This window comes from Candidatus Pelagibacter sp. Uisw_130 (assembly GCF_047722505.1).
In the GTDB taxonomy this organism is placed as follows: domain Bacteria; phylum Pseudomonadota; class Alphaproteobacteria; order Pelagibacterales; family Pelagibacteraceae; genus Pelagibacter.
The window spans coordinates 1373785-1398352 of record NZ_CP159814.1; the positions used below are offsets into that span (position 1 = coordinate 1373785).

The following is a 24568-nucleotide window of genomic DNA, read 5'->3' on the forward strand; positions in this document are numbered from 1 at the left end:
ACGACTTAAGAATCATTTCTGTGTATTAATAAATAAAATTATTTTCTGCACCATAGATTCAACTAAATTATTTAAGATTTTATTTTCTTCTCTAGATAATTCAAATTTATTTTTTTGGGTGTTATATGAAAAATCAGAAATAAAAGTTTTTGTAACCTTTTGATTATCTTTATTCAAAGATATATTAATTTCCAAATTTAAATTATAAACGGATGCATTTCCTTGTTTATCTTTTGAAACAATACGCTTATTTTTTTTTGTATTAATATTTAATACATATGAATTTTCTAACTCACCCACCTCATCTAATGATAATAAAGATAAAATTTGACGGTTAATTTTTTTTTCACCAACAGTTTCAACTTTATTTATTAATATGTCGGAAGATTTTTTACCTGAATATAATGGGCTATATCCACAACTTGTTAAAAAAAATAGACAACATATCAAAATTATTTTTTTCTTCATTATTTTATAATTAAATTTATTAACTTATCTTTTATAAAAATGCTTTTTACAATTTTTTTATTTTCTAAGAATTTCGTCAATTCTTCTGTTTTTTTTATCTTTTCAATCAGGTCATTTTCTTCAAAACTATCTTGGCTTTCAAAAAGAGCTCTCTTTTTACCATTTATTTGTACCACTATATTGAAATGTTTATTCTTTAGATACTTTTGATTAATTTCTGGCCATAAAAAATTTTCTTTCTTACTTATCTCATTTAAACATTCAAATGCTAAATGAGGAACCAGTGGAGACATAACTTTTAAAATTTTTATATAGTTATTAACTAAATTTTTATAATTTTTATCACTTATCTTATTAAAGAAATTATATATTTCGTGTAAATTTGCTACTATCACATTATATCTAAATTTTTCTAAATTTATATTTATTTTATTTATTTGTTGATTAGTAAACTCTTCAACTTCATCATTAAAAATTAAGTTTTTATTGCCTTCTTCTAATTTTATTCTAGACTTAATAGCTGCATGTAGTTCCCAAAATTTTTGAATAAATTTGTAGGAGGCATTAATACCTTGATCTGACCACTGTACGTCTTTTTCAGGAGGACTATCTGATAGAATAAATAGCCTGACAGCATCAGCCCCATATTCTGCAATAATTTTTTCTGGATCAATTGTATTCTTTTTTGATTTAGACATTGATTCAGTCGTGCCAACAATTACTTTTTCTGATGGGTCACTTTTATTATAGTAATTTTTACCATCGTCTGAAAAAACCTCCTCAGGGCTTAGCCAATTATTTTTTTGGTTTTTATAGGTAGGGTGACAAACCATTCCTTGGGTAAATAAGCCTTTAAAAGGTTCTTCAATGTTAATTTTTTCATTTTTATAACTTAGTGCACGCATAAAAAATCTTGAATATAAAAGATGGAGGATGGCATGCTCTACACCTCCAATGTATTGGTCCACAGGCATCCAGTAATTTAAGTCATCAATATCAAATGCGGAGCTTGCATTATTAGAAGAACAAAATCTTAAAAAATACCATGAAGAATCAACAAAAGTATCTAGTGTATCTGTTTCTATAGTGCACTCATCTCCATCGATTGTAATTTTTTTCCAATCATGTTGATGATCTAAGGGGTTTCCAGTTGTGTTTAAATTGATATTTTCAGGAAGTTTAAGAGGTAGGTTTTCTTTTGGTATTTTTACAATTTGATTATTTTTATTATAAGCTATTGGTATAGGGCACCCCCAGTATCTTTGTCTAGATATGCCCCAATCTTTTAATCTAAAGTTAATTTTTTTTTTACCTATTTTTTTTTCTTCCAAAACTTTTATTGCTTCTAAAATAGACTCTTCAGGAACTTTTAAGTTGTTTAAAAACTTAGAGTTAAAAATAACACCAGAATCTGTGTATGCTTTTTTTTCTACTTTAAAAGTATCATTTTCACCTTTAGGTTTAACAACTGTTTTTATATCAAGATTATATTTCAAAGCAAAATCAAGATCTCTTTGATCGTGAGCTGGACAGCCAAATACAGCACCAAAACCGTAATCCATTAAGACAAAATTTGCAAAATAAACTGGCACTTTTATATTTTTATCAAACGGGTTAAGTGCTACTAAATCTGTTTTAAATCCAATTTTTTCTGCCTGTGCAATAGATTCCTCGGTTGTACCAGTTGTAGAACAATCTTTTTTAAATTTATTAAACTCTTCTTTGTGTTCATAAAATTTAGCAATTGGGTGGTCTACAGATAGTGCTAAAAATGAAATACCAAAAAGAGTGTCAGGTCTTGTGGTAAAACATTTTATATACTCAACCTCATTATTGCCTTCGATCTTAAAATCAATTTCACAACCAAACGACTTGCCGATCCAATTTTTTTGCATTGTTTTCACTTTGTTGGGCCACTCTGTGAGACCTTCTAAACCTAAGAGAAGTTCGTCAGAAAACTTTGAAATATTAAAAAACCATTGGTTAAGTTTTTTTCTCTCCACCATAGCGCCAGAACGCCAACCCTTACCATCTATCACCTGTTCATTTGCAAGTACCGTTTTGTCAACAGGATCCCAGTTAACATAGTTTTCTTTTCTATAAACAAGACCTTTATCGTAAAGTTCTAAAAAAAATATTTGCTGATGTTTGTAGTATTCGGGGGAACACGTAGAAATTTCTTTAGTCCAATCAATTGAAAGTCCCAATTTTTTTAATTGAGTTCTCATGGTTGAAATATTTTTCTCAGTCCACTCTTTAGGATCTAAATTATTTTGTTTTGCGGCGTTTTCAGCAGGCATACCAAAAGAGTCCCATCCCATTGGGTGTAAAACATTATACCCTTGCATAGCCTTGAACCGTGCAAGAACATCACCAATGGTATAGTTTCTAACATGTCCCATGTGAATTTTCCCAGATGGGTATGGAAACATCTCAAGGCAATAAAATTTTTTTTGATTTAAATTTTTTTTGGCCTCAAAATATTTATTTTTATCCCAGAAAAGTTGCCATTTTTTTTCAACAATTTTAAAGTTGTATCTACTCAAAATTTTTGTTTTAAAAGTTTTTATCTGACTCTGATAAATCGGTATTTTTTTTAAAATATTCTTTTGAATTTTTAATTTTTTTATTTTTAACTAATAAAGCAGCTTTTTTCAAAATAGTTTTTTTAATATCAATTGATACATTGTTTTCAAGTTTACGAGTTTTACAAACATTATTAGCACACTTTTTTTCAAAAATAGAAACAGCCAAACCATCAGCCCTTATTTCATTGGTTAAAAATTTGATGCTTATTTTTAAATTACTATTTTCATCATTTTCGTTATCAAACCAATCTGTAATTATAATCCCTCCAGAATAATCGACATTAGACAAAGGTGTAAAATCAAGCATTTCTAGAGATGCTCTCCACATGGGATTAGAGCTTGCAAATTCAAAATTACCACTGCCGCCTTTACCGATGTTTGAAAGAGAAAAGCTTTTCCCTTCAGCAACATTCTTTCTTGCTCGGTCTTTTACATTAACTGGGTTATCTTTAATATCTGATCTCTTATATAATCCACAACCAGACATATTCAAAAAAATGAGCAAAAAACTCACAAAGAATAAGGTTGTTTTAACAGTTTTAGATAAGAACATTTTGTTAAGTATGTAGCCCAAAAGTCCTTAAAATCCAACCTAAAATGATAATATGTGATATTTTTACAACAATAATGATTTAATTACAAAAAATTCTTTATAAAGAAGGAGTTTTTTGGAGAATTATTTAAAAAGGCATCATTCATGAATAAACAAATAGGAGAAAATATGAATAATTTAAAAAAAATTGGTCTTACTGCTCTAGCTGGTTCGCTAGTAGCTGTATCTGCCAATGCAATTGAAATGTCAGTTTCAGGTAATACATCTGTATCTTACACTTCATCTTCAACAGCATCAGCAGCAGCTGGTGCTCAAGGTCCTGGAGGACAAGCAATTGGTGTAGACACTGGAATTTCATTTACTGGTTCAGGAGAACTTGAAAATGGTTTTACTGTTAAAACTTTTGCAGCATTAGATGACGGAAGAGCTAACACTCTATCTTCTTCTCAATTAACATTGGGAATGGGATCTTTGGGTACAGTTGTTTTCGCTCAACAATTTGGTACTGCAGCTAATGGTATTGATGACATGACTCCAAGAGTTAAAGAAGAAGCTTTTGATCAAGCAGGTGGTTCAGTTCTACAAGGTTTTGGTAGAGCAACTGCTGAAGGTGCTGTAACTTACAAGTCACCTTCTTTTGATGTAGCGGGCTTCGGCTTATCATTTGGACTTGACTATGATCCAGCAGCAGGAAATGCTAGTGATGATCATGACGCTGTAACTGATAAAGGTGCTGCTGGTGCTGGTTCAGGAACTGGTGCAGTAGTTAAACTTACTTCAGACATGGGAGTTACTGTAGGTGCTGGTAGAGAAGTTATATCTGGTCAAGGTAAAGCTGGTGATAAAGAAAACATTACTGGTTATGTGCTGTACACAATGGGACCCGTTTCAGTTGGTTACCAACAGTACTACCTAGATAATGGTATTGGTACAGGTGCTGCCGGTGGCGTAAAGTCTAGTGCCGACTACGATGGTGATGCTATGTCGATTGCTTTCAACGTAAATGATAATTTATCATTAGGTTACGGTGAAATTAGCGAGACTAAAGGAACAAACTCTAACGCTTTAGCAGTAGCTGTAACGCCAGAAACAACTAGAGATATTAAATCATTCACAGCAGCTTACTCAGCTGGTGGAATGGCTCTAACTATTCAGCAAACTGATACTGACAACTACGCGTTGGCAGCAGCAGCAAGTGCTAGAAATGTTGAGAATACTCACATAACTTTAGCTTTCGCGTTTTAATTAGTTAAGTTATTAAATTATAAAACCAGCCTAATTTTTTTAGGCTGGTTTTTTTTTATCCAAGTTATAGAGGCAAAACCTAGAGCCTTAGTAAGCTTTAATCTTTTTAAGTTAAAATTATTTATTCCACCAAGCGCAATTAATTTAACGTCATTATTTAAATTAATTAAATTAAATTTATTAATACCCAAAAAAAAATTACTTTTCTTATTTTTAAATATAGGAGAGACAAATATTTGCTTACACCCTTGAAGTTTTTTAATTTTCAAATCAACTATATGGTGTGCAGACCCAATTAAGCGAAAATTAGATTTTACATTAAGGTTTTGAAAATTTAAATTTTTATTAAAGGCGGGAATGTATAAGCCATCTAAACCAAGATTGAAGGCGAGTTTATAATCATTAGCAACAAATAGTTTGCGCCTATTTTTTTTACAGAATGCACTCAGTTTAGTAAGAATAGGTTTTTTGTTGATTAAATCATAGTTTCTAAAGATGATATTAATATTTTTATCTAAATTTAATATTTCATTACTGTTAAAGTCTTTGATAAAATAATAAATATTACTTAAATGATTCATAATACTGTTAATAATTTAGTCTCAATTAAAAAAGAAATACAGTTAAAAAATGATAATATAAAAATTATCGCTGTATCAAAAACGTTTCCTATAGAAAAAATCTTACCACTAATAGAGTTTGGCCATATTGATTATGGAGAAAATAAAGTTAAAGAAGCCTTAGATAAATGGACAAATATAAAAAATGAAAATAAAAGTATTAAACTTCATTTAATAGGTAAACTTCAAACCAATAAAGTTAAGTTGGCACTAGGAATATTTGATTATATCCATTCACTAGATAGTGAAAAATTAGCGATTAAAATTTCTGAGGAACAAATAAAACAAGAAAAAAAACCTAAGATTTTTATACAGGTTAACATTGGTGATGAAGACCAAAAATCTGGCTTAAGTAAAGAAAAATTAGATGAATTTTATAAATTTTGCAAAAACTTGAATTTGGATATTATTGGTACCATGTGCATTCCACCAGTTGATCAAAACCCAAAAAAATATTTTGCTGAGATGAATAAAATAAATCAAGAATCGAATTTTAAAGAATTAAGCATGGGCATGTCCTCAGATTATTTAGAGGCAATTCAAAATAATGCAACATTTATAAGGGTTGGATCAAAAATTTTTGGTAGCAGAGGTTAACCTATTTTAATCTTAGTTTTTTCATTTATTAATTTTAGTAATATTTCAAAATCTTTCCGTCTTAAAGCAATGCACCCTGCTGTTGGTGTGTAATCATCAGTTAAATGTATAAATACAGCACTTCCATTACCTGGAATTTTTTTCTCATTATGGCTGATTGTGATTATATAATCGTACCTTTGATCTTTTCTATGGAAATTTTCTTTTAGATTTTTACTATTTACCTTAATTTCTTGGTTATATTTTTTATGGTTAGGATCATCACACCAAGCCATATCTCTTTTGATAATTTTTTTAGCTATTCTGCATTCTGGAGTACCAACACGATCTTTTCTATAATATAATTTTTTTAGATGGAATAAGCCCATAGGCGTTGTGAAGTCCCCTTCTTTTTTGTTAGAATTTAAGCCTTTTTTTCCGATACAGCATTTTAATTTATATTCATCAATTATAAGAGTGTTTTTATTTGGGACATGAATTATCATAGATATTACTAATAAGATTATGCAAAAAGTTTTTATTGTAAACTTCAACTCATTATATGAAATCTTAGATGAGATTAAAGAAAATTTGTCTTTTAAGATTGTAAAATTTGAAAATGAGGTTGATCTTATAAATAACTCTGATTTAGATATAATAAATTCTTTAATAATCCTTAAAAATAATAATAAATTATTATTAGATAATAAAATTATGGAAAAAAATATCCTAAATCTTAATGATTTACCCCTTGTTTTAACCAAACTTCTTCAGTTAGTTAATATCAAATTAATGAAATTAAAATTTAACCACCAATCAAAAATTAATATCAACGGCTATGTATTAAATATCAATTCTAAATTTTTTTCTAAAAATGATTTAGATCTTAAATTAACTGAAAAAGAAATTGAAATTATTTTATATTTAAATAATACAAAAACTAAACACGATATTGCTGATTTACAAAAAAATATATGGGGTTATTCTGCAAACATGGAAACGCATACTGTTGAAACACATATTTATAGATTAAGAAAAAAAATAAGTGATTTATTTAAGGATGAAAAATTTATTATGAGTCACAAAAATGGCTATTTTATTGAGTAAGTTAGTTTAACTTAGTCTTGCACCAACCTTTTGGATTATTTTTGAGGACATCTCAGTTCCTTTTTCGAGGCTCTCTTTAATTGTGGTGTTATTAATAAATCCATGAAGAAAACCTGCTGCAAAAAGATCTCCCGCTCCAGTTAAGTCCACAATCTTTAAATTGGGTTTACTTTGACATTCTACAATTTCTTGATTTTTAATAGCGATACTTCCTTTTTCACCACGTGTAATAATTAAAAGTTTTCCTAGTTGTTTTCCAAATTCTATAACATCATCAAAATTTTTAGCATCTATTAATGATTTAATTTCTTGTTCGTTAGCAAAGGTAATATCAAGTTTATTTTTGATCAAATTTAGAAAATCATTTTTATGTCTTTCTACGCAAAATTGATCTGATAGAGACATTGCTTTAATATTGGAAAGTGACATTGATTTATCAAAAGCTAATTTTGGCTCTCCTTCATCCCATAGATAGCCTTCTAAAAAAATCATTTCACTTTCTTTTACAGCTTTCTCATTAATATCATTTCGGTTGATTTTGCCTGCAATTCCTAGAAAGGTAACCATAGTTCTTTCTGCATCAGGCGTGATTAAAATTAAGCAAGTCCCAGTTGGTGAGGTTTCTTTTTCTTTATTATAAAAATATTGAACCTTTTCTTTAGTAAGTCCTTCCTGATATTTTTGGCCTAGTTCGTCATCATTAACTTTACCTATAAAGCCAACATCATTTCCTAGCTGAGATAGTCCAACAATAGAATTTGCAACAGATCCTCCTGAGATAGTTTCTTCAATTTTAAGAGTTGTTAAAAGTTTTTGAAACTCAAGTTCATCAACAAGTTTCATAGTGCTTTTTGCTAATTCATTATCTATCAGGTACTGGTCATCAACCTTGCATATAACATCAACAATTGCATTACCAATTCCTAGTACTTTCATATTAAGCTTTTTTTATCTTAATTGGATTTTTTCTATTAGGATAACAAGTCATACAAATTTTACAAGTCAAACCATAACACTCTCTTGCTTTACAGAATTCTCTTCCATAATAAATTATTTGTAAATGTAGTTTGCTCCATGTTTTTTCTGGAAATATTCTTTTCAAATCCTTTTCAGTTTGAATAACATTCTTACCATTTGTTAAACCCCATCTTTGGGCCAATCTATGTATATGTGTGTCGACTGCAAAAGCTGGAATACCAAAACCTTGAGACATGACCACACTTGCTGTTTTATGGCCTACACCAGGCAGCTTTTCAAGCGCTTCAAAACTTTTAGGTATTTTACCTCCATGTTTTTCTAAAAGCAGCTTAGACATTAAGTAAACACTTTTTGCTTTAACACGAAAAAGACCGATACTTTTAATCAATTTTTCAATTCTTTTTCTGCCTAATTTAACAAAATGTTCAGGTTTATTGTATTTTGGATATATTTTTTTAGTTACATTGTTAACATTTAGATCAGTGCATTGGGCTGATAAAAGAACTGACATCAATAGAGTGAAATTATTAGTATGATCTAATGGGATAGGGGTTGTAGGGTAAATTTTGTTTAAAATTTTTAGTATCTTTTTGGCTTTTTCTTTTTCATTCATTATTTGAAATTCAATAAATCTCTCATTGAATAAAGACCAGGTTTTTTATTGATAAGCCATTTTGCAGCAGTTAAAGCACCATCAGAGTAAAGAGCTCTATCGAATGCTTCATGATTTAGTTTTATTATTTCTTTTCCATTTGAAAAGGCAACCTCATGTTCTCCAATAATTTCACCTTTCCTAATTGAATTAAAATTAATTTTTTTTCCATAAGGGAAAATTTTTTTATTTAAAAATTTTTTACCTATTAAATTATAAAAATTTTTATTTCCTCCATCTGCAATCCCTTTTCCAAGCATTAAAGCAGTTCCTGATGGGTAATCTTTTTTATATTTATGATGAACCTCAAATACTTTACTTAAGTAATCATCATTTAGAGCTTTTGAAGCAATCTCTGTTAAATACATTAATAGGTTAACGCCTAAGCTCATATTACCCGCTTTTAGTATTGGGATTTTTTTTGAAAAATTTTTAATTACGGCTTCTTCTTTTTTACTAAAGCCAGTAGTTCCAATTATTACTCTTTTTTTTAATTTAGAGGCAATTTTAAGTATATCAAGTGTACAATTAGGTATCGTAAAATCTATTATAACATCAGTATTTTTAAAAGCCTCATCAGTGTTCAAGTTGAGTTTTACTCCTGCGATTTTTTTATTAAAAACTTTGCTTTCAGTAAGTGCTACCAACTTAAAACTTTTACTTGTCTTAGATGACTTAATTAGCTGTTGACCCATTCTACCAAGACAACCTGATATTGCTAAATTAATTTTTTTCATTTAGGAAAATATTAACCTTTTTTAACAAATTAGTCTTTAGTTTTTCCAAAAACTTTTAGCTTTTTGAAAGAATTGTTTAATGCTTGGGTTTGATTTTTCGTTTTCTATTTTTCTAAATTTTTCAAGCAACTCTTTTTGTTCTTTGTTTAAAGAGATGGGAACCTCAGTATTTACTTGGACATAAAGATCTCCATTTCCACTACCACGCATGTAAGGCATTCCTTTCCCCTTTAATCGAAACTGTTTACCATTTTGAGTTCCATCAGGTATTTTTATTTTTGCTCTACCACCATCAATTGTAGGTATTTCTATTGTAGTACCCAAAGCTGCATCTGCAATAGATATCGGAAATTCAAAAAATAAATTTTCATCTGATCTTTTAAATAAGTCGTGAGAATGAACATTTACAAATAAATATAAATCACCACTTGCTCCACCTTTAGTACCAGCCTCACCTTTACCAGCTAATCTTATTCGTGTTCCATCATCCACACCTTTTGGTATTGTTACCGATATTTTTTTTGAAGCTTGCTTGTTACCTTGACCGTTACAATCATTACATGGATTTGTAATTTCTTCCCCAGACCCTGCACATTGAGGACAAGTTTGTTGTACAGTAAAGAAACCTTGATTTGATCTTACTTTGCCGTTTCCACCACAAACTGTACATCTATCAGGCGAGTGACCAGGCTTAGATCCATTACCCTTACAGGTGTTACATTTTTCAGTAGTTGAAAATTTAATGTCTTGTTTTTTACCTTCATAAGCTTCTTCAAGAGAAACTGATAAATCATATCTTAAATCAGAGCCTCTATTGTTCGTGCTTTTTCTTCCTCTTGATCTTCCTCCTCCACCAAAATCCCCAAAAAAGTCTTCAAAAATATCTGAAAAATCAGCACCACCAAAACCTCCTCCTTGTCTTCCTCCACCTCCACCTTCAAAAGCGGCGTGACCAAAGTTATCATAGTTTTGTTTCTTCTCTTGATCTGAAAGGACGCCATATGCTTCACCGGCTTCCTTAAATTTATCTTCAGATGTTTTGTCACCTGGATTTTTATCTGGGTGATATTTTACTGCTAACTTTCTATAGGCTGATTTTAATTCTTCAGGACTTGCACTTTTGCTAACACCCAAGACGTCATAAAAATCTCTTTTAGCCATAAGTTACTTTAAGATGATTGTTGTTGTAAGACTTAAGCGCTTTTTTCTTTATTATCTTCCTTGTCTTCTTTACTTTCTTCTTTAACTTCTTCAAAGTCAGCATCAACTACATTATCATCTTTTTTTCCTTCATCATTTTTATTATCATCTTTAGATGAGCCTTCTTTTTTTTCTTGAGATTTATAAATTGCCTCACCCAACTTCATAGAGGCTTGAACTAAAGTTTCAGTTTTTTTCTTGATATCTTCAGTATCAGTTCCTTTTATAGCTTCTTTTAAATCAGTTGAAGCATCTTCGATTACTTTTTTATCTGCATCAGAAACTTTTGCTCCATGCTCTTTTAGATTTTTTTCAGTTGAGTGCAAAAGAGTATCTGCTTGATTTCTAACATCTACAGATTCTCTTTTCTTTTTATCCTCTTCTTTATTTGCCTCAGCATCTTTAACCATTTTTTCAATTTCTTCGTCACTTAAGCCACCTGAAGCTTGGATTTGAATTTTTTGCTCTTTGCCAGTGCCCTTGTCTTTTGCAGAGACACTAACAATTCCATTAGCATCAATATCAAAAGTTACTTCAATTTGAGGAACACCTCTTGGTGCTGGTGCAATACCTACCAATTCAAAATTTCCTAACATTTTATTATCTGAAGCCATTTCTCTTTCACCTTGCAGTACTCTTATTGATACTGCAGGTTGATTATCATCAGCTGTAGAAAATACTTGGCTTTTTTTAGTTGGTATCGTTGTATTTTTTTCAATTAATTTTGTTGATACACCACCTAGTGTTTCAATTCCAAGTGAAAGAGGAGTTACATCCAATAGAAGTACATCTTTAACATCACCTTGAAGAACACCAGCTTGAATCGCAGCGCCCATTGCAACTACTTCATCAGGGTTTACACTTTTGTTTGGTTCTTTACCAAAAAAGTTTTTAACTTCGGCTAAAACTTTAGGCATTCTTGTCATTCCTCCAACCATTACAATTTCGTCAATTTCATTTGCAGTAAGACCCGCATCCTTAAGAGCAGTTTTGCATGGAGGTATAGTTTTTGAAATTAAATCCTCAACTAAAGCTTCCAATTTTGCTCTAGTCATTTTTAAATTAATATGTTTTGGACCCGTTTTGTCTGCAGTTATAAATGGTAAATTAACATCAGTTTGCTCAGCAGAAGATAGTTCAATTTTCGCTTTTTCAGCAGCTTCCTTTAATCTTTGAAGAGCTAGTTTGTCAGTTTTTAAATCAATGCTACTATCTTTTTTAAACTCACCAATTAAGTAATCTACTATAGCGTTATCAAAGTCTTCACCACCTAAAAATGTATCACCATTTGTAGATTTAACCTCAAATACGCCATCACCTAATTCAAGAATAGAAACATCAAAAGTTCCACCACCCAAATCATAAACTGCGATTTTTTTGTTTTGTTTTTTATCCAGACCATATGCTAGTGAGGCAGCAGTAGGTTCATTGATGATTCTTAAAACTTCAAGGCCTGCAATTTTACCTGCGTCTTTAGTTGCTTGTCTTTGAGCGTCATTAAAATATGCAGGGACTGTAATAACAGCTTTAGTTACTTCTTGACCTAAATATTTTTCAGCTGTTTCTTTCATCTTTTGAAGAATGAAAGCAGAAATTTGTGATGGAGAATATTTTTCCCCTCTTGCTTCAATCCATGCATCTCCTTTTTCTGAGTTAACAATTTTAAAAGGGGCTGCAGCAATATCTTTTTTTACAGTCGGATCTTCAAAACTTCTTCCAATTAATCTTTTAACTGCAAAAATAGTGTTTTCAGGATTAGTTACAGCCTGTCTCTTTGCGGGTTGACCTACAAGCTTTTCACCATCTTCAGTGAATGCTACAACTGAAGGAGTTGTTCTTGCGCCTTCTGCATTTTCTAAAACTTTAGGCTGGCTACCTTCCATTATAGAAACGCATGAGTTTGTTGTACCTAAATCTATTCCAATAATTTTGCTCATAACTTAATTCCTTTCTTTCATATAAGTGTTAATTTTTAATCTACAAGTTCTGACAAATATTATTAATTGCCTGAATTTTCTTTATTTTCCATGCTTTTTTCTTCATCTATTTTAGTTTTTTTTGAAACAGCAACAAGTGCTGGTCTTAAAAGTCTATCTTTCATCATAAATCCTTTTTGAATTTCTTTAACAATTGTTCCTGGTTCTTTTTGATCATCATCAATTTCCATCATAGCCTGATGTTGATTTGGATCTAATTTTTTCCCAATAGAGATTATAGCTGTGATGCCATTTTTTGAAAAAATTGAAACCATATCTTTATTTATAATTTCAAAATGTTCTAAAGTTTTTTTAAGAGTCTCTGTATCTTTTAATATCTCATCACTTTCCAAAACTTGTTTTGATCTCTCTAGGTTATCAATTAAATTTAGAGCTTCTTTAGCAAAAGAAAAACCACCATAATCAAAGGCATCATCTTTTTCTTTTTCAAACCTTCTTCTTTGATTTTCCATTTCTGCAAAAGCTCTAGCAACCTTGTCTTCTAGTTCTTTAATTTTTTCTTCAGGCGTAAGTTCTTTAATCTCTTCTTTTACCTCTTCTTTATTGATAGAGGTATCTGATTGAGTTTCTTTACTTAGCTCTTCTGCTTTTAATTCATCAGCTTCTTTATTTACATTTTCTGAATTAGTGTTTTGCTCTTTATCCATAGAGACATATATGGTATGAAATTTATTAATTGCTAGATGCTAAAGAAAAAAATTACAAAATTACTAATTGGTACAAATAATAAGGGAAAACTTAAGGAAATTAAGAATTTATTACCCAATAATCTTAAAATTTATTCCCCCCAAAATTTTAAAATTAAAAGTCCAAAAGAAGATGGCAGAACATTTGAAGAAAATTCTTTGATTAAAGCAAGGTATTTTTCAAAAAAATCTAAAATGTTGTCTTTGTCGGACGATTCTGGACTAGAGGTCGATATTTTAGAAAAAAATCCAGGAATTTACTCTGCTAGATGGGGAGGTAAAAAGGGTGATTTTAATAAAGCGATGAATAGGGTTTTTAAAGAATTAGATAAAAAAGACAAAAACTGGAAAAAAAAAAAAATTACAGCAAGGTTTGTTTGTGCGTTAACCGTGCATGATTTAAATAAAAAATTAATAAGCTCAATTGGTAAAATAGAAGGCTCTATCTCACCTGTTATGAAGGGTAAAAATGGATTTGGTTATGACCCAATATTTATACCCAAAGGAAAAAAAATTACCTTTGGTGAAATGAAGTCATCTGAAAAATATAAAATAGATCATAGATTTAAAGCTTTTAAAATAATTAAAAAACTTTTTTAAACTCTTCATTCTCAACTTTATAAAAATTCAAAACATGGTTTATTTTGTTATTCTTAATTTCAAAAATTCCAACTTTACCTTTGAATAGAGTTTTTTTGGAAAACATATTTTCATCAACAATAGAGTCGTTTTGAAGTATTAAATAATAAACAAGACCAACTAAATCATAACTTAAAAAGGATAGTTGGTTTGGATATTGATTATATTTTTCATAGTATTCAGATGAAAATTCATCATAATTATTTTTATTAACAGAAGGAAAATAAAGAGGTTGAGAGCTTGTTTCCTTGAGAAGAGTTTCATCAAACCATTGATTAAGAGTTATAAAATATTTATCTTTTGGAGATACATCAGTATATAATAGAGAAGTTGTTACACTTTTTAAACTTTCATCAAAATCTGAAATTATTACTGAATCAAAATCAACATTACCAAGGGTATCCTTCTTTTTTAATTCTTTAATTAAGCGCTCTTTATTACTTTGTTCAGATTTTTCCAATCTTACTATTTCATCTTCTAGATTTTGCTTTCTAATTTTATAACGTGTTATTTTTTCGATTTGCTTGGTGAGTATAGTCGGATCTGTACTATAAACATAATTTTCTAATATCTTAATTCTTGAATCGTATATTGCTTTTTCAATTTCATTTTTAAAAATTACGTCTGGAGTTAAAAAAATAGTTTTATTAATTTTGTTTAATTTTAAAAACTTTTTTATCGCATTTAATTGAGAAGTTGCATTTATGCCAGCATTAATAATATTTTTTGAAAAATTCTCATTTTTATTTGTTAGAGATAAAAAAATTATTTGATCTAGTTCATTAAGATTAATTAAACTTTCATTAAACACTGGGCCAATTATTATTTTTACCCCCGTGTCTGCTAATTCTTTAGCAGCTTCTAAAGTAATTTCAGGATTTGATTTTGTATCCCTAGGAAAGATTTCAATTGATGGGTTATCAATTTTGTTAATGGCTAATCTTACAGATTTAATTATAGATTGTCCAATTTCAGAATTTTTACCTGTTAACGGTACCAGTAAGCCTATTCTGATTTTTTCATTAGCTTTAATATTTCCTAAATTGATAGAGAAAACTATTGTCAAAAGTAATATAATTTTGATAATTTTTTTCATTTTAATGTTATTATTATAACGTTTATAATTTAATGATTCTACACACTGACAACATAAATAATAAAGTTAAAAGTGGCCTTTATATAGTCTCTACACCAATTGGAAATTTAAGCGACATTACCTTAAGAGCCTTAGAGGTATTAAAAAAATCAGATTATATACTTTGTGAAGATACCAGAACTTCAAAAAACCTTTTAGATCGTTATGAGATAAAATCTAAACTTATCTCAAATCACAAATTTAACGAAAAAAAAAACCTATCTAAAATTATTGAGATCTTAAAGTCGGACTGCATCGTTTCTTTAATTTCTGATGCTGGAACACCCTCTGTATCAGATCCTGGAGCAATATTAATTAATCAGTGCTTGATTAATAAAATTGATATTTTTCCAATTCCAGGAGCCTCAGCAGTTTCATCTGCCGTTTCTATAAGTGGTTTTAATGAAAAATATTTCTTTTATGGTTTTTTTCCTGAAAAAGATAAAAAATTAAAAGAAGATTTTGAAAAATTGAAAAACGTAGACGGCTGTATTGTATTTTTTATTTCACCAAGAAAATTTAATAGATCTGTAAAAGATATAAAACACTACTTCAGTGATAGAAAAATTTTAATATGTAGAGAGATGACTAAATTTTATGAAGAGTTTATCAGAACAGATATTGATAAGTTGGAACCTTTTAAGTTAGATCCCAAAGGTGAACTAACAATCGTGATTTCTGAAAAAGCAAAAGAAAAAAATTCTTCGATAATCTTAAAAGAATCTGATAAGAAGAACATTAAAAAGATGATTAAAAAATTAAGTATTAAAGACATTACAAATTTAATTAGTCAAAACTCTAATGTGCCAAAAAAAGAAATTTATAATTATTGTTTGAAATTAAAAAATGAAAAATAAAATTATTTTAATAAGTTTAATCTTTTTAGTTTTTACGGGCTGTGTAGGGATAAGCTCAACAGGCATTTTTGGAACAGGTGTTAGTATTGCGATAGATCCAAGATCTTTAGGTACACAAATAGATGATTCAGTTATGCAAAAAAACTTAACTGGAAGATTAGTGTTAAGAGATAAGATATATTTAGTTTCTATAAAAACAAAAGTTTTAGATGGAAGAATCTTTTTAACTGGTAAAGTTAACGACCCGGAAGAAAAGCTTCAAATCACTAAATTGGCCTGGGAAACAAAGGGAGCTAGATCAGTTAGAAACGATATTAAGATAAAAGAGAATTTTAATTTTAAACAATCAGCAAAAGATTTATTAATAACCTCTCAATTGCGGTCGGCTATGATCTTTAATAAAAAAATTAAATCAACGAATTATCAAATAGACACATATAAGAAAAAAATATTTATTTATGGAATTTCTCTAACTCAAGATGAGAGACAAGAAGTAATAAATGAAGCTAAAGAGGTACTTGATGTTGCAGATGTTATAGCAAGTATTGTTTTAGTTGAAGATTTAAGAATTCAAAAAAATTAATTTTTTTTATAATTAATTATATCAGCAGAGTAGGCGGCAATAGAAGCCAAATTTATAATCTCTGGTGTAGATGATCTTAAAGGAGCTATTTCAATCGGTTGTCCTAAGCCAATTAATAGAGGCCCTATTACTTTTGTATCACCCAAGCTTTTCATCATTTTATAAGAAATAGCTGCACTGTGTTGGCCTGGCATTACTAAAATATTTGCGTTTCCAACAATATTTGAAAAAGGATACAGTTCTTTATACTCTGAGTTTAAAGCAACATCAGGCTGCATATCTCCATCAAATTCAAAATCAACATTTTTACTTTTTAAAATTTCAACAGCTTTTTTTATGTGTTTAGTTCTACTTGTAAGTGGCTGACCAAAAGTTGAATGAGAAACAAAAGCTACTTTTGGAACAAAGCCAAAAAGTTTTACTACCCTTGCGGTAGATATAGCAATTTCAGCTAGCTCTTCTGAGCTTGGATATTCATTGACACTAGTGTCACCAACAAAAATAGTTTTTCCTTTTGCGACAACCATATTTAGCCCAAACATAATTTCACCAGGTCTAGAATCTATTACTTGTGTAACTTTATCAAAAGAGGCACCAAATCTTCTAGTATTTCCAGTAACAGCACCATCTGCATCTCCACAAGCCACCATGCATGATGCCCAAACAACCCTATCGTTTCTAACTAGTCTATCGCAGTCTCTTTCTAAAAAACCTTTTTCTCTTTGTAGCTTTTCAAATAAAAAATTTACATATTTCTTTCTTTTTTCATTATCTTCCGAATTTATTATTTCAATATCAAAATTTTCCTTATAACCAATTTCTTTTATTCTTTCTTTTATCTTCTCTTTTTTCCCCACCAGAATTGGAGTTCCTAATTTAGAATTTTTAAATGCAATTGCCGCTTTAAGAGTATTTTCATCTTCACCATCTGCAAAAACAATTTTTTTTTGATTTTTTTTAATATGAGAATTAATACCTTGCATAATAGATACAGAGGGATCAAGTCTTTGTTTAAGTTGATCTTTATAAACTTCAAAATCTTTTATTGGTTTTTTTGCAACACCACTATCCATAGCAGCTTTTGCAACAGCCACAGGAATGACACTAATTAATCTTGGATCAAAAGTAGATGGAATTATATAGTCTTTCCCATATTTAGGACGATCCCCTCCCATGGCTGCAGCTACTTCATCTGGCACATCTTCTCGGGCTAATTCTGCAATTGCATTGGCTGCTGCAACCTTCATTTCTTCATTAATAGTTGTAGCTCTGACATCTAAAGCTCCCCTGAAAATGTAAGGGAAACCAATTAAATTATTTACTTGGTTAGGATAATCAGATCTTCCGGTTGCAATAATAGCGTCATTTCTAACTTCCATAATTTCTTCAGGAGTTATTTCTGGATCAGGGTTAGCACAAGCAAAAATAATTGGGTTCTTTGCCATTGTCTTTACTAACTCCTTTTTTAAAGCACCTTTAGCCGACAATCCTAGAAAAACATCTGCTCCATTAATGGCATCTTCTAATGTTCTATTTTTAGTTTCAATTGCGTGGGCTGATTTCCATTGATCCATACCTTCCGTTCTACCTCTGTAGATAACGCCTTTACGATCTAGCATCGTCACATTTTCATTAGGCACACCACTATTCTTAAATAAATTTGTACAAGCAATTGCAGAAGCGCCAGCTCCATTAACAACAACTTTAATATCTTTTATTGATTTGCCGCTTATATCCAAAGCATTGATTAGTGCGGCCGTGGTTATTATGGCTGTCCCATGTTGGTCATCATGAAAAACAGGAATGTCCAAAATTTCTTTTAGCTTTTCTTCAATAATGAAACAATCAGGAGACGCTATATCCTCTAAATTAATTCCACCAAAACTACATGCAAAATTTTTAATACTATTTATGATTTCTTTGGAATCTTGGCTATCAATTTCTAAATCTATTGAATCTATGTCAGCAAATCTTTTAAATAAAACTGCTTTACCTTCCATCACGGGCTTAGATGCTAATGCTCCTAAGTTACCCATTCCCAAAATAGCAGAACCATTGCTGATTACCGCAACCAAGTTTCCTTTTGAGGTGTAGTCATAAGCTGTCTCTGGATTATCAGCAATTACTTGTACAGGCACGGCAACTCCTGGTGAATAAGCCAAAGCAAGATCTCGCTTCGTAGTCATTGGTTTTGAAGAATTGATCTCAATTTTTCCAGGCTTATTTAAGCTATGGAATTCCAATGCCTCTTTATCTGTGTAATGATCTATTTTAGTTTTTTTCATTTATGTTAATTAGAGATACAAATGGAGCAAATTTAAGACTAATATGATTTATGAATCTTCTCAAGTCAACAGGCACATTTAGCTTTTTTACAATAATTAGCAGACTACTAGGTTATATAAGGGATATTTTAATTGCGATCTTTCTTGGAACAGGGTTTTTAGCTGATGCATTCTTTGTTGCCTTCAGAATTCCAAACACTTTTAGAAGGTTATTTTCAGAGGGAACTTTTAATGCAGCATTTGTACCAAGCTATTCATCATTATTAGATAATAAAAAAAAATCACAATATTTTGCAAACAGCATTTTTAATTTACTAATCTTAGGATTGTTTTTTTTAGTACTTATTATTGAAATTTTTATGCCATTATTTGTTTTCTTAATAGCGCCTGGCTTTGAGGGCGACTATCAAAAAATGGAACTAGCGGTAATGCTAACACGTATTACATTTCCTTTTCTTATATTTATTAGTTTGGCATCTTTTTTCTCTGCCATTTTAAACTCAAACAATAAATTTGCCATTGCATCTGCGGCCCCTATTATTTTAAATATACTTTTAATTACTGTTTTATTATTTGGAAAAATACTAAATGATAAGTTGGTATATTATTTATCATACGCTGTAACTTTGTCAGGTATATTACAGTTAGTTTTTTTATATTTTTATGTAAAAAAATATTTTTCACCCAGTGTTAACTTTCATATTAGAATTGACAGTAAAGTTAAAACTTTCTTTAAAAAACTATTACCAAGTATTTTTTCATCAGGTGTTACCCAAATAAATATTTTAGTTGGAACTATTATTGCATCATTTCAAACTAGTGCGGTTTCTTATCTTTACTATGCGGATAGAGTTTATCAAATAAATCTTGCCATCGCTGGAATTGCAATTGGTACTGTTATCTTGCCTCAACTGTCTAAGTATGTTCAAAAAAAAAACAAAGAAAAAATCAATTTAATCCAGAACAAAGCTTTGGAATTAAGTTTGTTTTTGAGTATTCCTGCTGCAATGGCGCTATTGATTGGATCGGAAGAAATTATATCATCATTATTTGGCTATGGTTCTTTTGATGAGTTAAGTGTTAAGAATTCCGCAAAAGCATTATTTTATTTTGCAATTGGTTTACCAGCATTCGCTTTAATAAAAGTTTTTTCTACTTTTTTTTTCTCAAGGGATAATACAAAATTACCTTTTTATATTTCTCTAATTTCAGTCTTATTAAATATATTGATTAGTATTATTTTTTTTAAAGAAGTAGGTTTTATAATTATTCCAGTAGCTACTACAATATCATCCTGGTTTAACGCAATTTTTTTATTTATTTTTTTGAAAAAAGAAAATTTATTTAATTTTAATTTAACTTTTATCGATAGATTTATTAAAATTTTAGTTGCCACTATTTTAATGGGGATTTTCTTTAATTTTTTGATTTATTTTTTTAACGATAAGTTAGGTTATTTAGAAAACTTGAAAGCAATTTATTTAATTAGCATAGTTGCAATAGGATTGATGTTCTATCTTTTAGTTGCGATTTTAATCAAAGCTTTTAAAAAAAGTGATATTAATCTAAACTATTAATATGGGTAAAAAAATTTTTTCAGGTGTTCAGCCAACAGGTAATCTTCATTTAGGGAACTATCTCGGAGCGATTAAAAACTTTGTAGACCTTCAAAACGAAAAAGAAAATCAATGTATATTTTGTGTTGTGGATCTTCATGCAATTACAGTTAAGCAAGACCCTAAAGAATTAAAAAAAAACATAAGAGAAACGGCAGCTACATTTATTGCAAGTGGAATAGACCCAATTAACAGTATAATCTTTAACCAATCAATGGTTCCAGCTCACTCAGAAGCAGCTTGGATTTTAAGCTGTGTATCAAGAATTGGCTGGCTTAATAGAATGACGCAATTTAAAGAGAAGGCGGGAAAAAATAAGGAAAAAGTAAGCATAGGCCTTTATTCATATCCTGTTTTGATGGCTGCAGACATTCTGCTTTACGACGCAAGTCATGTGCCAGTTGGTGATGACCAAAAACAACACTTAGAATTATGTAGAGACATAGCTCAAAAATTTAATAATGATTTTAATGCCCCTGACTTTTTAAAATCACCAGAACCATTAATACAAAAAGAATTTTCTAGAATAATGAGCTTGAAAGATGGAATAAAGAAAATGAGCAAATCAGACCCTTCCGATCTAAGTAGAATTAATCTTACAGACAGTAAGGATGAAATAATAAATAAAATTAAAAAAGCAAAAACAGACCCATTGCAATTACCAAAAGAAACGAAAGATCTAATCGAAAGACCTGAAGCAGAAAATTTATTAGGAATTTATTCAAGTTTAAAAAATCAAGATTTAGAGAAATCAATAAGTGAATTTAGCGGAAAAAATTTTGCAGAATTCAAAGATAAACTATCAGAAATTTTAATTGAAAAAATTGAACCAATTTCAGAAGAAATAAAGAAATTATTAAATGATGAAAAATATTTAGACAAAATTTTATTAGAAGGCTCTAATAAAGCGAGCATAATTGCTTCAAAAAAAATTAAAAAAATTAAAGAATTGGTTGGTTTTTAACTAAATAAATTAATTGGTTTAAATTTTAATAATTATCACTATATATAGCGTAATGTTCATTCAAACCGAAGTAACACCGAACCCAAACTCATTAAAGTTTTTGCCTGGGAAAGGAGTGTCTAACAATGGGTCTTTTGAGGTTACAAAAAAAGAAGAAATTGATAATGAACTAGTAAGAAATCTTTTATCAGTTAATGGTGTGACTGGAATATTTTTAGGTGCTGACTTTTTATCAATTAATAAAAAAGAAGAAACAAATTGGGAAGATATTAAACACATAGCTATTTCATTAATTAATGATTTTTATTCTACTGGAAAAGAATTTGTAATTGAGAACAGATTATTTTCAGAAGAGAAAGAAGAACACAGTGAAATTGAAAAAAAAATTATAAGTATTTTAGAGAAAAAAATTAGACCAGCAGTTGCTAAAGATGGTGGTGATATCAAATTTAAAGAGTTCAAAGATGGAATTGTCAAAGTAGAATTACAAGGAAGCTGTTCTGGATGCCCAAGTTCAACGATGACACTTAAGCAAGGTGTGCAAAATCTTTTATGTCATTACTTGCCAGAGGTAAAAGAGGTGGTTGCAGTATAGTTATGACCAAGAAGACATTTTCTATCCCAGATATACAAAGGTATTTAAAAATAAGAGGGTTTACAATAAGTAAAAAAAAAAAAACACAAAACACTATTAAACTTGAGAGTTTACCAAAAACATTTTTATCTAGCCTAATCATAATATCCATTTTTTTTGTTACTCCATTAACTATTAATCTTTCAAAAGAAAAAATGGACCTTTCTAAAGATTATGAAAATACTTCAAAAAACAATTTAAAAAAATTATTAGACAATGATTTAGAAACTAAGTTTTTATTTGAAGATATTCTATCATTTGATGAACAACCAAAAGACAGTGTTAGGCTTAGTGCATCTACAATTGAAGAATTATTTAAATCAACAAATTATAGTTTAGATGATGTGAGAAAAAATAAGTTAGTTAAACCAATTTCTTTAACATTATTGCCAGCAGAAATGACAAAAATAGAAAATGTTAAAAAGAGAAAAGATTTATTTATTCAGATTATTTTACCATTAGTAATAGCTGAAAACAATAATATTAAGTTAGATAGAAAAAAACTTTTTACCATCCTAAACAAAAATAAAAATTCTACGACAGAACAGAATTGGTTAAACTCAAAATTCAAGCAATATGGAGTTATAAGTAAAGATTTACCCACTTTAAAAGTTAGAATGGATGAAATACCAACCTCTATGATAATTGCTCAAGCGGCGAAAGAAACAGGTTGGGGAACATCGAGATTTGCGCAAGAAGGCAATGCATTATTTGGCCAGTGGACTTGGTCAGGTGAAGGAATTAAGCCTGCTAATGCAGATAAAGATACCACACACAAAATCATGAAGTTTAATGTCCTACAAGCTTCGGTTAAAGCATATCAAAGAAATTTAAACACTCACTCTTCTTATAGAGATTTTAGGAGTGCCAGAGCTGAAATGAGAGATAATGGAGAAAAACTGGACAGCACGGCACTTACAGAACATCTTGATAGCTACGCAGAAACAGGAAAAGAATATGTCAAAATATTAAAACAAATTATTAGACAAAATAATTTAGAAGATTTTGATGATGCAAAATTACTACCTTCAAGTATCGAGCTTAAGAGTTTAATTTAATTTTGGTTTACTGAAAACTGAACGCCAAACCATCTCCATTTCCCATTATCATTGAGGGAGCAATTAACCCTTCCTCTTCTGAAATTAAATTTTTCTCTGAAATTTAGATTAAGTGTGTTTTTATTAAAACTAATATTAGATTTTTTCCATTTGTTACCTTCATCAGAAAAACAATTAATATTATTTATATTCTTTTGTTCATCAAAGAACTCTACAGAAAATTTCGGAGGATTATTATTTATTATATATTTTTCTACAGGATATAAATTTTTATATTGTAGTGGGTAAAGATTAATTAAAAATTTGAATCTATCTAAATCTCCATATTTTTCATTAATTGGAAACCTTGGTAGCTCGAAAGGATCTTTATTAATATCAATTACACCAGAGTGTTGCCCAAAAGCATATTTAAAATTTTTAGAGATATGTTTTTTTATTTTGGAACTGTATTCACCAAAAGGATAAGAAAAAAAAATAGGGTTGTAGCCCAATTGTTTATAAAAAGAAGCAGATGAGGTGTTAATATCATTTACAAAATCTTTATAATTTAAATCTACTAAATAATCGTGAGAATGAGAATGATTACCAATATATGTAAAAGATTCTTGTTCAATTTCTTTTATTTGTGCCCAGGTCATATATCCATTTTGGCCGATAATTTCAGTGGAAACAAATAATATAAATGGTATTTTTTCTCTTTTTAAATAAGGCCAAGCAACCTCATAAAATGATGTAAACGCATCATCAATAGTGATGAGAATTTTTTTCTTTTTTTTATTTGTAGAAAAATTGTTTTCTAAATGTCGCGGATCATAAAACTCATAGTTAGAATCTTTAATTATTTTGATATGTTCTTTGAATACATCTATTTGAATGTTGGTTGAGGGGTATTTATTTTCATCAAAACGGTGGTACATAAGTGAAAGTATGCCCATATCTTCAGAATAATATTTGATATTATTATCTTCTGCTTTACAATTAAAAGCAAATAACGTTATTATAATGAATAATTTAATTGTAGATGCAGCTAGAAATAAAATTTTTTTAACACTCATTATAGATAAAAATATTTATACTTGTAGTCATGAAAATAGTAAAATTAATTTTGAAAAATTAATGATTTTAATTAATAGATTTTTAAACAACAACAAATGTACTCTTAATAATGTAGGTAGAATTTATGTTAACAGAGGTCCAGGTAGTTTTGCGGGCATTAGAAACTCGCTAGCCATTATAAAGGCTTTATTTTTAACCAAAAAAATTGATTATTATTGCTTTAGTTTTCAGGATTTTAAAGGTTTTGATGAAATTAAATATAAAGATGTCCCAAATTTATGTGAACAATTTAAAATTAAAAAGAATTTGATTAATCCTATTTATCTAAGTTAAA

25 protein-coding genes are annotated in these 24568 nt (G+C 29.4%); 11 read left to right on the forward strand and 14 right to left on the reverse strand.

The features are described from left to right. Positions 1-12: 12 nt before the first annotated feature. Genes ABXT55_RS07450 through ABXT55_RS07460 form a run of 3 tightly spaced genes read right to left on the reverse strand, consistent with a single transcriptional unit; the run spans position 13 to position 3609 of the window. Positions 13-468: a hypothetical protein gene (locus tag ABXT55_RS07450; RefSeq protein ID WP_415284673.1), complete on the reverse strand. Its 456-nt coding sequence runs from the start codon at positions 466-468 to the stop codon at positions 13-15. Further along, positions 468-3014 (reverse strand): leucine--tRNA ligase, encoded by a 2547-nt coding sequence (leuS, locus tag ABXT55_RS07455; protein WP_415284674.1) that lies wholly within the window; start codon positions 3012-3014, stop codon positions 468-470. The genes ABXT55_RS07450 and leuS overlap by 1 nt, the downstream gene beginning before the upstream one ends. Positions 3015-3024: 10 nt before the next feature. Further along, positions 3025-3609, reverse strand: a complete 585-nt coding sequence (locus ABXT55_RS07460) for a DUF3576 domain-containing protein (protein ID WP_415284675.1) — start codon at positions 3607-3609, stop codon at positions 3025-3027. A gap of 144 nt (positions 3610-3753) precedes the next feature. On the opposite strand from ABXT55_RS07460, the gene ABXT55_RS07465 reads away from it, so the two are divergent. Next, positions 3754-4854: a porin gene (locus ABXT55_RS07465; RefSeq protein ID WP_415284676.1), complete on the forward strand. Its 1101-nt coding sequence runs from the start codon at positions 3754-3756 to the stop codon at positions 4852-4854. A gap of 17 nt (positions 4855-4871) precedes the next feature. Here the strand turns inward: ABXT55_RS07465 and ABXT55_RS07470 are convergent, their stop codons facing one another. Beyond that, on the reverse strand, positions 4872-5435 hold the full coding sequence (locus ABXT55_RS07470) for a thiamine phosphate synthase (RefSeq protein ID WP_415284677.1): 564 nt from the start codon (positions 5433-5435) through the stop codon (positions 4872-4874). Between ABXT55_RS07470 and ABXT55_RS07475 the strand changes: the two genes are divergently transcribed. Further along, entirely contained in the window at positions 5430-6071 is a 642-nt protein-coding gene (locus ABXT55_RS07475) for a YggS family pyridoxal phosphate-dependent enzyme (RefSeq protein WP_415285465.1), read from the forward strand. The two genes, ABXT55_RS07470 and ABXT55_RS07475, sit on opposite strands and share 6 nt — an antisense overlap. Here the strand turns inward: ABXT55_RS07475 and ABXT55_RS07480 are convergent. Beyond that, complete coding sequence (locus ABXT55_RS07480; RefSeq protein WP_415284678.1) at positions 6068-6556, reverse strand: L,D-transpeptidase family protein; 489 nt, start codon at positions 6554-6556, stop codon at positions 6068-6070. The two genes, ABXT55_RS07475 and ABXT55_RS07480, sit on opposite strands and share 4 nt — an antisense overlap. A 19-nt stretch (positions 6557-6575) precedes the next feature. Here ABXT55_RS07480 and ABXT55_RS07485 point away from each other — a divergent pair, with 19 nt between their 5' ends. After that, on the forward strand, positions 6576-7157 hold the full coding sequence (locus tag ABXT55_RS07485) for a helix-turn-helix domain-containing protein (RefSeq protein WP_415284679.1): 582 nt from the start codon (positions 6576-6578) through the stop codon (positions 7155-7157). Between the two features lie 6 nt (positions 7158-7163). On the opposite strand, the gene ABXT55_RS07490 is transcribed toward ABXT55_RS07485, so the two are convergent. From ABXT55_RS07490 to ABXT55_RS07515, 6 genes are all read right to left on the reverse strand, one after another. Next, positions 7164-8093, reverse strand: a complete 930-nt coding sequence (locus ABXT55_RS07490; RefSeq protein ID WP_415284680.1) for an adenosine kinase — start codon at positions 8091-8093, stop codon at positions 7164-7166. A 1-nt stretch (position 8094) separates the two neighbouring features. Further along, positions 8095-8748, reverse strand: a complete 654-nt coding sequence (nth, locus tag ABXT55_RS07495; RefSeq protein WP_415284681.1) for an endonuclease III — start codon at positions 8746-8748, stop codon at positions 8095-8097. Further along, the gene (gene dapB / locus ABXT55_RS07500) at positions 8748-9524 is read right to left on the reverse strand and encodes a 4-hydroxy-tetrahydrodipicolinate reductase (RefSeq protein ID WP_415284682.1); all 777 of its coding nucleotides are present in this window, start codon (positions 9522-9524) and stop codon (positions 8748-8750) included. Before dapB ends, nth begins: the two co-directional genes overlap by 1 nt. Positions 9525-9560: 36 nt before the next feature. Beyond that, complete coding sequence (gene dnaJ / locus ABXT55_RS07505; protein WP_415284683.1) at positions 9561-10685, reverse strand: molecular chaperone DnaJ; 1125 nt, start codon at positions 10683-10685, stop codon at positions 9561-9563. 32 nt (positions 10686-10717) lie between these two features. Beyond that, complete coding sequence (dnaK, locus tag ABXT55_RS07510) at positions 10718-12661, reverse strand: molecular chaperone DnaK (RefSeq protein ID WP_415284684.1); 1944 nt, start codon at positions 12659-12661, stop codon at positions 10718-10720. Between the two features lie 62 nt (positions 12662-12723). Continuing rightward, on the reverse strand, positions 12724-13368 hold the full coding sequence (locus tag ABXT55_RS07515) for a nucleotide exchange factor GrpE (RefSeq protein ID WP_415284685.1): 645 nt from the start codon (positions 13366-13368) through the stop codon (positions 12724-12726). 36 nt (positions 13369-13404) lie between these two features. Here ABXT55_RS07515 and rdgB point away from each other — a divergent pair, with 36 nt between their 5' ends. Next, positions 13405-14007 carry an RdgB/HAM1 family non-canonical purine NTP pyrophosphatase gene (rdgB, locus tag ABXT55_RS07520; RefSeq protein ID WP_415284686.1) on the forward strand — a complete coding sequence of 201 codons (603 nt, stop codon included), beginning with the start codon at positions 13405-13407 and terminating at the stop codon, positions 14005-14007. On the opposite strand, the gene ABXT55_RS07525 is transcribed toward rdgB, so the two are convergent. Continuing rightward, positions 13991-15142 (reverse strand): ABC transporter substrate-binding protein, encoded by a 1152-nt coding sequence (locus ABXT55_RS07525; RefSeq protein WP_415284687.1) that lies wholly within the window; start codon positions 15140-15142, stop codon positions 13991-13993. The two genes, rdgB and ABXT55_RS07525, sit on opposite strands and share 17 nt — an antisense overlap. A gap of 32 nt (positions 15143-15174) precedes the next feature. Between ABXT55_RS07525 and rsmI the strand changes: the two genes are divergently transcribed. Together rsmI and ABXT55_RS07535 are read left to right on the forward strand one after the other, a co-directional pair. Beyond that, on the forward strand, positions 15175-16038 hold the full coding sequence (rsmI, locus tag ABXT55_RS07530) for a 16S rRNA (cytidine(1402)-2'-O)-methyltransferase (protein ID WP_415284689.1): 864 nt from the start codon (positions 15175-15177) through the stop codon (positions 16036-16038). Beyond that, positions 16028-16621, forward strand: a complete 594-nt coding sequence (locus ABXT55_RS07535) for a BON domain-containing protein (RefSeq protein ID WP_415284690.1) — start codon at positions 16028-16030, stop codon at positions 16619-16621. The genes rsmI and ABXT55_RS07535 overlap by 11 nt, the downstream gene beginning before the upstream one ends. On the opposite strand, the gene ABXT55_RS07540 is transcribed toward ABXT55_RS07535, so the two are convergent. After that, positions 16618-18906 carry an NADP-dependent malic enzyme gene (locus tag ABXT55_RS07540; protein ID WP_415284691.1) on the reverse strand — a complete coding sequence of 763 codons (2289 nt, stop codon included), beginning with the start codon at positions 18904-18906 and terminating at the stop codon, positions 16618-16620. The two genes, ABXT55_RS07535 and ABXT55_RS07540, sit on opposite strands and share 4 nt — an antisense overlap. 50 nt (positions 18907-18956) lie before the next feature. Between ABXT55_RS07540 and murJ the strand changes: the two genes are divergently transcribed. From murJ to ABXT55_RS07560, 4 genes are read left to right on the forward strand one after another with little or no spacing between them, the layout of a single operon-like run. Next, positions 18957-20483, forward strand: a complete 1527-nt coding sequence (gene murJ / locus ABXT55_RS07545) for a murein biosynthesis integral membrane protein MurJ (RefSeq protein WP_415284692.1) — start codon at positions 18957-18959, stop codon at positions 20481-20483. Between the two features lies 1 nt (position 20484). After that, entirely contained in the window at positions 20485-21486 is a 1002-nt protein-coding gene (trpS, locus tag ABXT55_RS07550) for a tryptophan--tRNA ligase (RefSeq protein ID WP_415284693.1), read from the forward strand. A gap of 52 nt (positions 21487-21538) precedes the next feature. Further along, complete coding sequence (locus tag ABXT55_RS07555; RefSeq protein ID WP_415284694.1) at positions 21539-22081, forward strand: NifU family protein; 543 nt, start codon at positions 21539-21541, stop codon at positions 22079-22081. Next, positions 22039-23178 (forward strand): glucosaminidase domain-containing protein, encoded by a 1140-nt coding sequence (locus tag ABXT55_RS07560; RefSeq protein ID WP_415284695.1) that lies wholly within the window; start codon positions 22039-22041, stop codon positions 23176-23178. Before ABXT55_RS07555 ends, ABXT55_RS07560 begins: the two co-directional genes overlap by 43 nt. On the opposite strand, the gene ABXT55_RS07565 is transcribed toward ABXT55_RS07560, so the two are convergent. Further along, positions 23175-24233: a polysaccharide deacetylase family protein gene (locus ABXT55_RS07565; protein WP_415284696.1), complete on the reverse strand. Its 1059-nt coding sequence runs from the start codon at positions 24231-24233 to the stop codon at positions 23175-23177. The genes ABXT55_RS07560 and ABXT55_RS07565 overlap by 4 nt on opposite strands. Between ABXT55_RS07565 and ABXT55_RS07570 the strand changes: the two genes are divergently transcribed. Next, positions 24181-24567 (forward strand): peptidase M22, encoded by a 387-nt coding sequence (locus tag ABXT55_RS07570; RefSeq protein ID WP_415284697.1) that lies wholly within the window; start codon positions 24181-24183, stop codon positions 24565-24567. The genes ABXT55_RS07565 and ABXT55_RS07570 overlap by 53 nt on opposite strands. Position 24568: the final 1 nt, after the last annotated feature.